Genomic DNA, 15932 nt, shown 5'->3' with positions numbered 1-15932 from the left:
TATAATTAATTCAAAACATATAACATGAAACAACAAGAAGAAGAGGTATTGGAAGGTATCAAAATTCAATTTTCTGAAGAATTTGGTGGTCATTTAGTGATAATTGAAGCAAAAGAGGGGCTTAACAGTCTTGATTGGGCAAAAAATAACAGCGATTATGTTAATAAATTATTATTAGAACACGGAGCAGTTCTTTTAAGAGGTTTTGAAATTAGTGAGGCTGAGAAATTTAATGAAATTTTTAAAGTGTTCGCAGGAGAAACATTAGAATACAAGAATAGAACCTCTCCCAGAAGTCAGGTATATGGTAATGTGTATACGTCGACAAGCCATCCGAAAGATCAAGTTATTCACATGCATACAGAGAACTCATATTCTAAAACTTACAATAGAATGATCGCCTTTTTTTGTTTAGATCCTGCTGATGTTGATGGAGAGACACCAATAGCGGATGAACGTAAACTGTTAAATTATTTATCTGAAAGTACCATAAACAAATTTAGAGAAAAGGGAGTCAGATATGTTAGAAATACGGTGCCAGGAGTTGGATTAGATTGGAAAACTATTTATCAAACAGATGATAAGAATTTAGTAAATGATGTACTAGAGAAAGGAGGGATGGAATATGAATGGGTTTCTGATGATCATTTAAGAGTAAAATGGACATTTTCTGCGTTTCAGAAACATCCTATTACCGGTGAAGAGATGTGGTTTAACCATATGTATTTTGGACATAAATCACTTTATGACCCTGTAGTACTAGAGTTTTTCGAAGAAGAGAACCTACCTTTTGTTACGTATTATGGAGATGGATCCGAAATTGAAGATGAAGTTATTCAAGAATTTAAAAATTTTTATGAAGAACATTCAACCATATTTACTTGGAAAAAAAGCGATTTTCTTTTGTTAGACAACATGATGTTCTCACATGGAAGAAGACCTTATGGGGGTGACAGAACTATTCTTACAGCAATGGCGCAACCTTATACGTTTGATTAATTTAAATTTAAAAGAATAGAGTATACATGTGTGGAATAAATGGATATATAAATTTCTCAAGGAAAGCAGATGGTAGAGATAGGAGAATTGTCGAAAAAATGAACGCAAAAATTATCCATAGAGGGCCAGATTCGCAGAGCTCCCTATTGTATAAGAATTTAGCGCTTGGTTTTAATAGGTTAAGTATTATAGGGATTGAGAATGGAATGCAACCCATTTTGAATGAAGATGAATCATTGATATTGGTATGCAATGGAGAGATTTTTAATTATATTGAACTGCGTAAAGAACTACAACAAAGAGGGCATCGTTTTAAGACCAAATCTGATGTTGAAGTAATCGTTCATTTATATGAAGACCATGGAATGGGGCTTTTAGATAAGCTAAATGGTCAATTTTCATTTGCCTTATATGATAAACAAAAAGAAAAATTATTTTGTGCGCGAGATCATTTAGGAATTCTACCTTTCTTCTATACTTTTAAGGATAATACATTTATTTTCGGTTCAGAAATAAAAGCTATTCTAGAACACCCTAGCGTAAAGTCAGAACCTGATCTTGTAGGTTTAGATCAAGTAATGACTTTTGCAGGGCTTATTAGCCCAAGAACCATGTTTCAAGATATAAAGAGTTTAGAAAATGGACACTTTCTTGAAGTAGATAATAATGGTAAAATTACGGATCGAGAATACTGGGATTTAATTTACCCGGAAGGAGAGGTTCCAATGAATGGAAAGACCGAAGCCGACTATATAAGTGAGTTGGAAGAACTTTTTCACGAATCTGTAAGTATTAGATTAAGAGCAGATACTCCAGTTGGGTATTACTTAAGTGGAGGGCTTGATTCATCTATGATTGCCATGAAAATTAATCAACTGTTGCCCCAAAAAGAAAAAGTATCTTTTTCAATAGACTTTCCTGATTCAAATATTTCGGAATCATATTATCAAGAATTAGTGGCCAAAGCAGGTAGCTCTAAATTGAATAAACGAACTTTTTTATCCAATGATATAGCAAGCCGATTAAAAAGATCGATATACCATAGTGAATGTCCTATAAAAGAAACATACAATACAGCTTCTCTTTATTTATCTAGTAAAGTTCGTGAGGAAAACATTAAGGTTATTTTATCTGGTGAAGGGGCAGATGAATTTTTTGCAGGATATGTAGGTTTTAGGTTTGATAAAATGAGAGAAATGGGCATGCTTACAAATAATACTTCAGAAGCAGAAAAACAGATGAGAAGAAACTTATGGGGAGATGAAAATTTTTATTACGAATTAGATTTTTCACATCATAATACCATTAAAAAACAATTATATTCTTCGGAACTACTAGCTTCTTTTAATGATGTAAATTGTCTTAACTACCCAATCATTAATAAAGAAAGAATTGCGAATAGAAGTATTTTAAATAAAAGAGCTTATATAGATTATAAACTTCGTTTAACAGATCATTTGATTTCTGATCATGGCGATAGGATGGCCATGGCAAATTCGGTTGAGGTCAGATTTCCATTTCTAGATAAGAATATTGTGAATTTTTCAACAAAAGTTCCTGATAAACTTAAACTTAATGAAGATCTTATAGAGAAACATATATTAAAACAAATGGCAAGTAAGTTTGTGCCAAAGGAAATTTGTGAAAGAGAAAAGTTTGGATTTGTAGCACCAGGGAGTCCATACTTATTACAACATAACCAAGAATATTTGTCTGATATTTTATCGTATGATACAATTAAAAGACAGGGCTTTTTTAATCCTAATGAAATAGAAAGATTAAAGAAAAAATATAGCGAAAAAGGATTTACAGTTAACGTTCCGTTTGAAATGGATTTATTACTTATTGTTTCAACATTTGGAATGTTTTTAGATAATTTCATAGAAAAATAAGAGGTAACCATATAAAATTTTAAACTAATTAAATTACACTTATGATAATCCAAGATGTACTTTATAAGAGTCTGCTAACGTATAATAATAATGTTGCAATCGAAGAAAATGGCATTAAAATTACATATGCCGATCTATTACGTAATGCTGATAAAATAACGGGCCACCTACAAGAAAAGCAATTAAAAACAGGAGCTTATGTTGGTATTCAGGCAGATACTATTTTTGATATGGTATGTGCTATGATAGGAATTATGAATGCCCGTTGTGTATTTGTACCTTTAAATAAAGATTTGCCTGAGAAAAGAATTGAATCTATAGTAAATTCATTGAGCTTATCCTGCATATTGGAAAGTAATGAAACCATACTTTCAGAAAAATACACATCAGTTCCTAAAGAAAATTTTCAATCAATTTATGCGGGCTCTTACGAGTTGGTTGAAAATGAGTATGATGCTGAAGATGCGGTTTACGTATATTTTACTTCAGGAACCACTGGAAAGCCAAAAGGAATCGTCGGCAAAAACTGTAGTCTAAGACATTTTTTAGATTGGGAAACTCAAAAGTTTAATATCGATACTTCAGACCGATTTAGTCAATTTATCAGTCCGTACTTTGACGCTTTTTTAAGAGATATATTCGTTCCATTATTAAATGGAGCCACTATTTGTGTTCCACCAAAAGAGGAAGATTTTTTTACGTCACCAAAGTTAATAGACTGGATAGATAAAAATGAAATAACTCTAATTCATTGTGTGCCTAGTGTTTTTAGAATTTTTAACGCTAACAATTTAACTCAAAATAATTTTAAATATTTAAAACATGTTTTGCTCTCTGGTGAGAAAATCAATCCCGTTGAGCTAAAAAAATGGTTTAAGGTTTTTAACAATAGAATACAGCTAGTGAATCTTTATGGAACTACGGAAACCACAATGGTTAGAAGTTGTTATTTTATTAAACCAACAGATGCAAATAGAACAAAAATACCAATAGGTTTACCCATTGATGATACTGAGTTTCTCATTTTAGATAAAAAACTTAAAGCATGTAATGTACTCTTAAAAGGAGATCTATATATAAGTAGCCAGTATATGACGAAAGGGTATATAGATGAAGATTTAACGAGAGAGAGATTTATAGTATTAAATGAAGGAAGCGCAGATGAAAAGCGTGCATTTAAGACGGGAGATATTGCCCGAAAACTGATAGACGGTTCTATAGAATTATTGGGAAGGTCTGATAGGCAAATTAAGGTAAATGGTATACGGGTTGAAGTAGATGAAATTGAAAATACATTGACAAGTGCCCAACAAGTTGAAAACTCAATAGTAGTAAAAAGTGATTTGGATCCTAATCAATTAATGGCTTACTACACAACAAAACCTTCATATGATGGAACTGTATTAGAAAGTGAATTACATAATTACCTTCTAGACCACCTTCCAACGTATATGATTCCTTCATCGTTTATTGAAGTAAAAGACTTTCCTTTATTGTCAAACGGGAAAGTAGATATTAAAGCTTTACAAGAACTAAAAAAAGAAAAAGCAGTATTGCTTCCTGAGAATGAATATGAACATAGAATTTTAACAATTTGGAAAAACCTATTAGGGAATAACGAAATTTCAGTTGATGAAAGTTTTCAAAAAGTTGGCGGAGGCTCGCTCGCGTTAATGAGATTAATAGGGAAATTTTTTACAGAGTTCGGTATAAGAGTTACGCTAAAAGATTTGTTTAACAATTTAACTATCCAAAATCAAGCGAATTTGATTAAGAGCTTGGAGAAGGGTAAAGACGATGTTTACATTATAAAGAAAGCAGATAAAAAGAAATATTACCAACTATCATCTTCTCAAAAAACCATTTATTATAATTATGAGCTTAATAAAATTGGAGTTGATTATAATATGCCAATGGTCTGGGAAATTTTATGGGAAGTTGATTGCTCTAAAATAGAACAAGTCATTAAAGAACTAGTCTCACGTCATGAAGTTTTACGTACATCATTTGTTGTGTTAGAAGATGAAATATACCAAATGATTCATGAAGAAAATAATTTCAAATTAGAGTATCGAGATATAAAAAATAGTAATCTGGATGACGAGATAGAAAAATTCATAAGACCTTTTGATTTAGGAACCTCTCCTTTATTAAGAGCTGGAGTGTTTAAAACTGAAACAAAAATATATTTGATTGTTGACATGCACCATATTGTTTCGGATGGTATATCACAACAAGTTCTTCATAAGGAGTTTATATCACTTTATACAGGTAAACCATTACCTCCATTAAAGTATACTTATACAGATTATGCTGAGTGGGAAAACTCTTTTAGAAAACAAAATGAATTTGAAAAACAAAAGAAATTTTGGTTAAATAAATTTAAAAAGGAAGTACCAAAATTGAATTCTCGTTCTAGTGATACTTCAAGTTTAGCTAAAGAAGGAGCTCAAGTTAATTTTAGTATTGATAAAAAAGCACTTGAAGAATTAACATTGTTGCTGCATAAAGATGAAGTTACCATTTCTACAGCAATTTTTAGCGTACTACAATTTTTGTTATTTAAAATAACAAAGCAGAATGATGTAGTAATAGGAATGCTATCTTCAGGAAGGTTTCAAGAAGAAATTGAAAATGTACTAGGGAATTTTGTAAATATATTACCTGTAAGATTTCAGATAGAAGAAGAAGAAAATATTAGCACTCATTTAAAAAGCTTGAAGAAAGAAATTGTAGAGGCTTTATCTAATCAGCAATATGATCTGATTGATATAAAGTCTGACTATAGTAATAATAGAAACCAACAGAACAATCGATTGTTAGATGTAGTGTATGGTTATCAGGATGTTACGGGCTTAGGTGAACTTCCAGAAGAATTTCCAATGAATCATTATGAGATTGATTCAAAAACTTCAAATTACCCACTTGTTTTTAAGGTGTTTGAAATGAATGATGTACTAGATTTTCAAATTATGTTTATGGAGAACTATTTTATAAAGGACGATATTTTAATTTTCATTGAAGAATTAAAGTCAATGATACTCAATTTGTATGCTGATAGAGAGGTTAAAATATCTGATTTTTTAAAGTCAGATATGAACCTCAAAAAGATAGATGAAGATATGGTCTTCAATTTTTGATACACTTAATTAATAACAAAATTCAGATAGTTTAAACAATTTAAACATCATTTAAAAACAGTTATCTCTAAGATTTAATTTTATGAATAAGACAGGCATTAATAGATATTGGAATAATAGGTTAGAAAACTTTGAGTTAGACGGGTATTTTGAAAATGGAAAAAGTGATATACCTTCTAATACACGAGAATATAAAAGCGAAATAGTAAATACTTCAAACGAGTTATTTGAACGTATAAACTTTATTGCGCCAACTGATAAATCTAAGTTTTTGATGTTGTTATCAACATTGGGGGCTTTTATTCAACAAGTAGAAAATAAAAGTAGTAGTTTGATTTGTGTTCCGCCTTTTTCAGAAAAAGAAGAAAATATTCTATCAAAAAAGACAATTCCAATACTTATAGATTCAATCGATGATTTCACCATTAAAGATTTGTTGTTTAGTTTATCTGAAAAGTTAAAAGAAGATTTTAAAAATATTGATTACCTAAAAGATACAATATGGAATAGTCAGTTAAATAGCACCAAGGTTGGAATGTATTTAAAACAGATACAGAAAGATAATTTTAGTCCATCGTATTTGCCTAGTTTACAATTCATTTTTGATATAACTGATAAAATTAGTTTAGAGATAAAGTATGACCCCAATTTATATAGTTGTGATTATTTGAAAACAATATCTGAGCGTTATTTTATATGGTTAGATTACGTATTAGCAAATAAAGAAACTAAACTCAAAAATTGTCGTTTAATCACAAAAGATGAAGAGGAAAGGATAAAGGCATTTAACCAAAATATACCTACTACGACTTCTGAAAAAGGAGTAAGTTTGAGTAAGCTATTTGAAAATCAAGTTTCTGTTTCTTCTGGGAAAGGAGCATTGATTTGTGGAGAAAAGAAGCTTACTTATGGGGAGTTAAACAAAAAATCGAATCAATTAGCCAGAATTTTTCAGAAAAGAGGTGTACAAAAAGGAGATGTAGTAGCCGTATATTTTGAGAGATCAGCAGAAGCTATTGTGAGCATTATGGCCACCCTAAAAATGGGAGGAGTATATTTACCGATATCACCGCAATTCCCTAAAAAGAGAATTGAATATATGTTGAGTTTAGCTAAAGCAAAATTGCTGGTAACTGATAGATTGAATTCAAAAAAATCTTTTTCTTTTGATGGAGTAGAGTTAGATATCAATGAACAAGAAATTGAACAAGAAATAGATACAAATATTGATATTGAAGCATCAATAGATGATACCGCATATTGTATTTTTACCTCAGGGTCTACTGGGAATCCAAAAGGGGTGTTGGTTTCGCACGAAAGTGTTATTAACCTAATTGATGGCTTGAAGGAAAAGGTATATAGCAAACTAGGAAATGAGTTACGAGTAGCTATGTTAGCATCTCATGTTTTTGATGCTTCAGTTCAACAAATATTTGGGAGCTTACTTCAAGGTCATACGTTGTTTTTAGCAAAAAAAGATGAATGTTCGGATGGGAAGAAGTTACTTGAGTTTTTTAATAACAATAAAATTGAATTATCAGATGGTACTCCCACTCATTTTAGATTGCTAGTTAAAGAATTAGAAAACGAGAGTGAGCTGTATAATTTAAAATCATGGATATTAGCTGGAGAGGAACTTTCCAAAGAATTGGTAGCGCTTTTTTATCAAAAGGTTGCAAAAGATATTTCACTATTCAATATGTATGGTCCAACTGAAACATGTGTAGACTCAACCTATTATCCGATAGATAGAAACGCTTTAGAAGATTTATCATTCATTCCAATTGGATACCCATTACCCAATGAACGAATCTATATAACCAATAAGAATGGTCATTTAATGCCTATTGGAATAACAGGCGAAATATGTATAGCAGGTAAAGGATTATCTAAAGGGTACATAGGGGATACTTTAATGACGAATGAAAAATTCCGAAAGGATTGGATAGAGGGTGAAGAAAGAATATATCGAACAGGTGATTTAGGACAATGGTTACCTAATGGAGAAATAAAATTCATTGGCAGAAAGGATACTCAAATAAAGCTAAGAGGATATCGTATTGAAGTATCTGAAATAGAAAGCAGGCTTAAAAAGCATGAAGGTGTTGAAGATGCAGTAATAACTTTCGAAGAAACTAATGATAACAATGATCAGATTGTTGCACATATAGTGCCAGGTGAAAAACAGGCATTTACAGTAAAGAAAATAGTAAATGCTAAGAATTCGTCTGAATCTATTTCAAAAGGAGAGTTGTATGAAATGGAGAATGGAGTTAGTATGTACTTCAATAATAAAGCAGAAGCAAAAACACTTTACAAGGAAATTTTTGAGCTCAGAACATATCATAAAAATGGGATAAAGCTCCCAAAAAATGCAACCATTTTTGATATTGGGGCAAATGTAGGAACGTTTACCGTGTTCTCAATGTTATCATTTCAAAACCCTAAAATATATGCTTTTGAGCCCATTAAACCTACTTTTGAATTATTACAAAAGAATGTAAATTCTTATAAAGGAAATGTAGAATTATTCAACATAGGTATTTCAGATAAAGAAGGAGAGGCAGTATTTGATTATTATCCAAATGCAACGACCCTTTCAGGTATGGAGTCTGATGATGATAGTATTCAAAAAATAGTTAAAACGTTTATTGAAAATACAGCAGGAGAAGATGTAAAAAAGTTAAGATCTAATAAAATTGAAGAATTGGTTGATCATCGTTTGATTAAAGAAAAACATACGTGTAAATTAAAACCAGTATCTCAATTAATTAGAGAATTACAGATTAAGCATATCGATTTGTTGAAAATAGATGTAGAAAATGCTGAACTAGAGGTTCTAAATGGAGTAGAAAACAACGATTGGTTGAAAATAGATCAAGTGATTATTGAAGTTTATGATGTAAATGAAAGGTTAGAGTTTATTAAAAGCAAATTTGAAAAATTAGGATATAGAGTTTCTGTTCTTCAAAGTGATGAATTAGAAAGAACAAATCTATACGATGTATATTGTATAAGAGAAAAAACTATTGTAGAAGGAAATATAACATATGATTACTCTAATAGCCAATGGTATTCAGAAAGTACTTTAATTTCTTCTATACGAAATATGTTATCTGAGAATTTACCAGATTATATGATTCCTAGTAAATTTTTATTTATCGAGGAAATGCCTATAACGACAAGTGGAAAGTTAGATTACAAAGCATTAAAGAATAAAATAAAAGAAAATGACTCCAAGAAAATTAATTTATCAGAACCTACAAATGATATAGAGAAAAAACTACAAAATATTTGGTCTGAAATATTAAAAATTGAAAAAGAAAAAATTGGCGTTCAGAGTAATTTTCTGGAATTAGGAGGTCATTCTTTGAAAATGATTTTTTTGTCAAATAAAATTAAAAAGGTGTTTGGTGTATCTATTGACCTTCCTAGTCTTTTTGAAAAAGGAACCATTAGAAGTATGGGACAAGAAATTATGAGTAGAACAAGCGAAAAGAATCTACCTTTCAAAAAAGCAACAGATAAAAAATCGTATCCCCTTTCATCCGCTCAAAAAAGATTATTCTTTTTAAGTCAATATGAAAAAAAGGCCTTAACATATAATATTCCTCAGTTTTTGAGGTTGAATGGAGCAATTGATATAGAAAGGCTAGAAACATCGTTTGCAAAAATTATAAATAGACATGAAATATTAAGAACTCAAATTGAAATTAACGAAGAAATTCCCGTTCAAAAAATAGTACCTTCATTAGATTTTAATATAGAGATATATGAAAATAGTGAGAATAATATTAATGATGTGATAAATAGGTTTGTTAGACCATTTGATGTATCAAGAGCACCATTGATAAGAGTTGGCTTACTTAAACTTTCTAAGGAAGATCATATATTACTAACAGATATGCATCATATGGTATCAGATGCAGTAACACAATCAATATTAATTGATGAATTGGGTTCCTTTTATGGAAATAAAGAAAAAGAACCCGTACAATTTCAATACAAAGATTATTCAGAGTGGCAAAACAGTAAAGAGTATAAGTCTAAAATAGATGCACAAAAAAGATATTGGTTAAAAGAATTCTCAGAAACTCCAGAACCAATTAATTTGCCAACTGATTATGAAAGACCTGAGGATAGAACTAAAAAAGGAAATACTATTGGTTTTACAATAGCACAGGAACAAATATCAGAACTTGATTTGTTTTCCAAAAAGGAGAAAGTAACCATGTTTTCCGTATTGTTTAGCACTATTGTTATATTACTGAATAAAATAAGTAGTCAGAAAGATATTGTGATAGGTACTCCGGTATCAGGGCGTGTTAATGATCATTTAACCTCTATGGTTGGGGTTTTCATTAATAGTTTAGCATTAAGAATTAGTTTAGAAGATGATTTTACTTTTAACGAGTTGGTTCAGGTTGTCAATAAAAAAACTCTTGATTCATTAAAAAATCAAGAATATAATTATGAAGACTTAATAGACGATCTTAAGTTAGAAAGAGATAGAAAAAGAAATCCACTTTTTGATGTAATGTTTAATTATCAGGATGTTGAAAGTTCGGAATTAGTATTACCGGGTTTAAAATTGTCCGATTATTTGGTTAATGATTCTGTTGCAAAATTTGATTTAACATTTCATATCAGTAAAAAAGGAACCAATTTTTTCTGTAGTTTGAATTATGCGACGGATGTGTTTGAAAAAAACACGATCGAAAGATTTATCGATTATTTGCAGCATATTATATTGAAAGTTTCTGAAAATCAGCATACAAATATTTCGAATTTATCGATTCTTTCTAAAGAAGAAAAAAATGAGATAATACAATTTAATGATACTAAAAGAATTTTTAATAAAGATGAAACAATTTTAGATTTATATCTAAATCAATTGCTAAGAAATCCTCATAAAAATGTTTTAGTGTTAAATGACGAAGCTTTAACTTATAAAGAGTTAGATGCTAAAGCGAATCAGTTAGCAAATTATATTGAAAACAAATTCAAAAATGAATCTAATTTTATTGCCATTAGTTTAGATCGCTCTTTTGAAATGTTTATAAGCATGCTTGCCGTTCTAAAATTAGGAAAAGCTTTTGTGCCTATTGATCCTAATAATACTATTAACAATAGGACCAACATCATTGAAGAAGCATCCATAAATTTAGTATTAACAACGCATAAATATAGCGAGGAGTTTTCCAAAATTAAACAGGTTTCTTTAGTTGTGTTGGATGATCAAGTTTCTGATTTCGAAAATTTTTCAAGTGAAAGAGACAGGCCGAATGTAACTGTGGAAAGTTCAGCATATGTTATATTTACTTCTGGAAGTACTGGAAAACCAAAAGGAGTTATAGTTGAGCATCATTCTATTGCAAATTACCTGAATTGGGCAAATGAAACGTATTTGGACAATGGAAAAGGAGATTTGCCTTTTTATACTTCAATAGCCTTCGATTTAACATTAACCTCTATCCTTTTACCTTTAGTTACAGGGAATGAAATAATTATTTACAATGATGATGATCCTGCACTGGTAGAAAAAATTCTAATGGATGATAAGGTGGATATAATAAAGATGACTCCTTCTCACTTAAGGATTCTAGATACAAGCACAGCGATTCTTCATAAAACCGAGCAATCGAAATTGAAGAAAATCATTGTGGGAGGTGAAATGTTACATAACGAATTAGCAAAAAGCATCAATGAAAAGTATAAAAATAAAATAGAAATTTATAATGAATATGGCCCTACGGAAGCAACTGTTGGCTGTTCGATTCATAAATATTCTCCAACGGATGTAGGTTTTTCTGTACCGATAGGTAAACCAATTTCAAACACTCAATTATATGTTCTTGATGCTGAGTTGTTACCAGTGCCTAAAAATAGTTATGGAGAGTTATATGTAGCTGGTGAAGGAGTTGCACGTGGCTATTTAAATAGGGAAGAATTAACAGAAAGTAAGTTTTTAGAAAATCCTTACGAAAAAAATAGCATCATGTATAAAACAGGTGATGTTGTAAAATGGTCGCCTGAAGGAATTATTTTTATAGGAAGAAAAGACGAACAAGTAAAAATAAGAGGACATAGGGTTGAGTTAGGGCATGTAGAAAATACAATAGCGAAAATTAATACAATTAAAAAATGTTGTGTATTAGCTAAGGAAAACAAAAAAGGAGATAGTCAATTAATTGCGTATATCGCCATAGATGGAGATTTCAAGAGAAAAGAGATAGAAAATGAATTGAGTACCATGCTTTCTAGCTATATGATTCCTGAGCTATGGATTACTATTTCAGACTTCCCTCTTACAAAAAACGGAAAAATAGATAAAAAGAAATTATTAACACTAGAGAATTATGATAGAGAAGAAGTAAAATATGAAGCACCTCAAAATGAGATTGAGAAAAAACTTGTTGAAATATGGGAAGAATTACTAGAGGTTGAAAATATAGGAGTGTTTGATGAGTTTTTTAAATTAGGTGGGAATTCATTGAAAATAGTATTCTTGTCTAATAAAATAATGAGAGAATTTAAGGTAACAATTGAAGTCGTAGATTTATTTGATCTCAGAAACATTAGAAATATTAGTAAAGAAATATTATCAAGAGAGAAAAAAGTATTTTATGAAATAGAACCAACTAAGGAAAACGATACTTATATCCTTTCTTCTGCGCAAAAGCGTTTATATTTCTTGCATGAATACGATAAAACATCCATAGCTTATAATATTCCTCAGTTCTATATCTTTAAGGGTGAACTAAAGGTGGAATTGGTCGAAAATGCGTTTAAACTGTTAATAGAACGTCATGAGGTTCTAAGAACAACTATTGAACTAATTAATGATCAACCAGTACAAAGGATAGCTTCAGAAATAGCTTTTAATTTGGAGTATTTCGAAACTGAAGCTAGTAGATTAAATGATTTAATAAAAGAATTTGTAAGGCCTTTTAATTTAAGTAAAGCACCTTTTTTTAGGGTTGGATTAGCCAAGGTATCATCGTCTAAATATATATTGCTTTTTGATATTCATCATTTAATTTCTGATCGAATAACGCAATCAATTTTAATCAAAGAGTTTTTAAACCTCTATGAGGGGAATCAAATAGAACCTCATAAAATTCATTATAAAGATTATGCTGTTTGGCAAAATAGTTTAGCCAATAAGCAAAGAGTGGCTATTCAAAAACAATATTGGTTACATGAATTCAAAGACATACCACAATTATTGGACCTTCCTTTAGACCATCTAAGACCACAGATTCGTAAAAAATTGGGGAATAGCATTAACTTTACTATAGATAGTAACACATATACATCACTTAATAATATGGTAGCGGAACAAGGAGTTACCATGTTTTCATTCCTTTTAGGGAGCTTTGTAGTATTGTTGAATAAATTGACTGGACAAGAAGATATTGTGGTAGGAACATCTGTTTCAGGAAGAGCTCATCCTTCTTTGGAGAATCTTGTTGGGGTTTTTACAAATAGTTTGGCATTGAGAAATAAAATTGAAGAAAATGTACTTTTTCGAGAATTTATAAAGGAGGTAAACCATAGAACCATGTCAGCTATTAATAATCAAGAATATAATTATGAAGATTTAATAGATGATCTTGATTTGAAGCGTGATAGTAGTAGGAATCCCTTGTTTGATGTTATGTTTGAATACCAAGATTCATTACTATCAAAACCGAATGTAAATAGTATCGAGGTTGAATCATATATATTACCTGATGAAATTTCTAAATTCGACTTAACTTTTAGAGCTCATAAGTCAAAAGACAAATTAGAACTAAGTTTTAATTATGCTACTGATATTTTTAAAAGAGAAACAATCAGTCGTTTCGTTATGTATTTCAAAATTCTCTTAAATCAATTAGTAGAATCAGATACATTAAAATTGTCTCATTATACAATTTTATCACTTGAAGAAAAACAGAAACTAAATAGAGTTAATTCTTATCAAATAGATTACCCAAATCAATCGAATTTAGTAGAACTATTTGAAGAACAAGTTAAACTGACCCCTGAAAATCATGCGGTAGAAAGTATAGGCGAAGTACTAACGTATAGAGAGCTAAACTCTAGGTCTAATCAACTCGCTAAAAAACTGTTAGAAGTAGGAGATGATAGTGCAATTATAGGACTTCAGGTAGATAGATCAGTAAATATGGTTATAGGTATTTTAGGGATATTAAAAGCTGGAAAGGCTTATCTTCCAATAGCTACTGATTTTCCAATAGCAAGAGTAAATAAAATGTTAGAAGGCAATGTTACGTTAGTTGTAACGCAAAGAAAGTTTTCTGAAAGGTCAAGAATGTTTTCATGTACATCAATATTTATTGATGATATCATTGAAAAAGATACACAAGCAAAAAACCTGTCTTTGGATATTAAAAATGACGAACTGGCTTATTGTATTTTTACCTCAGGCTCTACAGGAGAACCCAAAGGAGTGTTGGTAGAACATAAAAGTGTGATTAACTTGGTATATGGATTGAAAAATACAGTATACAAAGGAATCTCAGAAGATAAATTAAAAGTAGGGTTATTCGCTTCATATGTATTTGACGCATCTATTCAGCAAATATTTGCTAGTTTACTGATGGGCCATTCCTTGGTGATAGCTAATGAAAAAGAACGATCATCAGGTGATGGAATAAAAAAGTTTTTGAATGAAAATAAAATTCAAGTTTCAGATGGTACACCAACACATTTTAGACTGTTTTTAGAAGCCTTAGATAGTAATGATACCTTAAACACATTAGAAATGTGGTTGATTGCAGGTGAACAGTTATCTAAACGATTAGTGGAAAGGTTTTATTCAAAGATTTCTAAAGAAATAAAATTACATAATATGTACGGTCCTACAGAAACCTGTGTAGATTCGTTATTTTATTCAATTAATAGAGAAAAATTAAGCCATGTACATAATATGCCAATAGGTGGTGTTTTGCCAAATGAAAGAGTATATATAGCGGATGGACATGGGAATATATTACCCACTGGAATTATTGGCGAAATTTGCATTGCAGGAGATGGTTTAGCGAGAGGCTATTTAGAAGATGCTTCGTTAACTCGTAATAAATTCAAAGAAAACTGGATAAAAGGAGAAGACCGAGTGTATTGTACTGGAGACCTAGGGAAATTACTACCTGATGGGACTGTTGAATTTATAAATAGACGAGATAATCAAATAAAGCTACGAGGTTATCGTATTGAACTAGGAGAAATTGAATACCTTTTAAAGAAAAATATAAATATTCTTGAATGTGTGATCGATTTTAGGGACTATAACGGAGAAATGTGCCTAATTGCGTATTATGTTTCAAAAAATAAATTTAAGGACTCTGAACTAAGAGATTATATATCAAATTACTTGCCTAATTATATGGTGCCTAGTTACTTCGTTGAGTTGGAGGAAATGCCGCTTGCTATAAGTGGTAAATTAGATAAATCAGCATTACCAAACCCTAATATAAAAGTAAACAAAGAAATCATTTTACCATGTAACTCCATGGAAGAAGAACTTTTAGATATATGGGCAGCAACCTTAAATATAGATAAAACACTTATTAGTACCGATATAAGCTTTTTAGAATTAGGAGCACATTCTCTAATGGCAATTCAAATTGCAAATAATATTAAGCAACTATTTGAGATAGAAGTTGCCTTGATAGATTTATTCAAAAACCCTACAATAAGTGAGCAAGCAAAATTCATAGAAGTAAATAGTTGGATATCAAAAGGGGTAGAAAATAATGATAAATCAACGATAGAAATTGACTTGTAGTAATATTACATAAAATGGTTTTGGTATACCATTTTATGATTGTATAAAAGTTAATAAAACTAAAAAAACTTCAAATTTAGCATAGTGCCAATAGAATCCATATGG

At 30.4% G+C, this 15932-nt stretch carries 4 protein-coding genes; all 4 read left to right on the top strand.

Annotated features, from left to right (window positions below; translation table 11 throughout):
- Positions 1-24: 24 nt before the first annotated feature.
- The 4 genes from AC2TDS_RS06575 (at position 25) to AC2TDS_RS06560 (ending at position 15827) form a co-directional block, all read left to right on the top strand.
- On the top strand, positions 25-999 hold the full coding sequence (locus tag AC2TDS_RS06575; protein ID WP_484738308.1) for a TauD/TfdA family dioxygenase: 975 nt from the start codon (positions 25-27) through the stop codon (positions 997-999).
- A gap of 26 nt (positions 1000-1025) precedes the next feature.
- Positions 1026-2891 (top strand): asparagine synthase (glutamine-hydrolyzing), encoded by a 1866-nt coding sequence (asnB, locus tag AC2TDS_RS06570; RefSeq protein WP_484738307.1) that lies wholly within the window; start codon positions 1026-1028, stop codon positions 2889-2891.
- A gap of 41 nt (positions 2892-2932) precedes the next feature.
- Complete coding sequence (locus AC2TDS_RS06565) at positions 2933-6031, top strand: non-ribosomal peptide synthetase (RefSeq protein WP_484738306.1); 3099 nt, start codon at positions 2933-2935, stop codon at positions 6029-6031.
- Between the two features lie 82 nt (positions 6032-6113).
- Positions 6114-15827 (top strand): non-ribosomal peptide synthetase, encoded by a 9714-nt coding sequence (locus tag AC2TDS_RS06560; protein WP_484738305.1) that lies wholly within the window; start codon positions 6114-6116, stop codon positions 15825-15827.
- Positions 15828-15932 lie beyond the last annotated feature (105 nt).

It is taken from the genome of Tenacibaculum profundicola, from assembly GCF_057220795.1.
Note: the sequence above shows the minus strand (reverse complement) of the source record. Positions and strands in the feature narration are given on the sequence as shown.

Bases quoted from the DNA above. Each gene is read 5' to 3' on its own strand.
- asnB (WP_484738307.1), top strand. From the start codon at position 1,026: ATGTGTGGAATAAATGGATATATAAATTTCTCAAGGAAAGCAGATGGT.
- AC2TDS_RS06565 (WP_484738306.1), top strand. From the start codon at position 2,933: ATGATAATCCAAGATGTACTTTATAAGAGTCTGCTAACGTATAATAAT.
- AC2TDS_RS06560 (WP_484738305.1), top strand. From the start codon at position 6,114: ATGAATAAGACAGGCATTAATAGATATTGGAATAATAGGTTAGAAAAC.
- AC2TDS_RS06575 (WP_484738308.1), top strand. From the start codon at position 25: ATGAAACAACAAGAAGAAGAGGTATTGGAAGGTATCAAAATTCAATTT.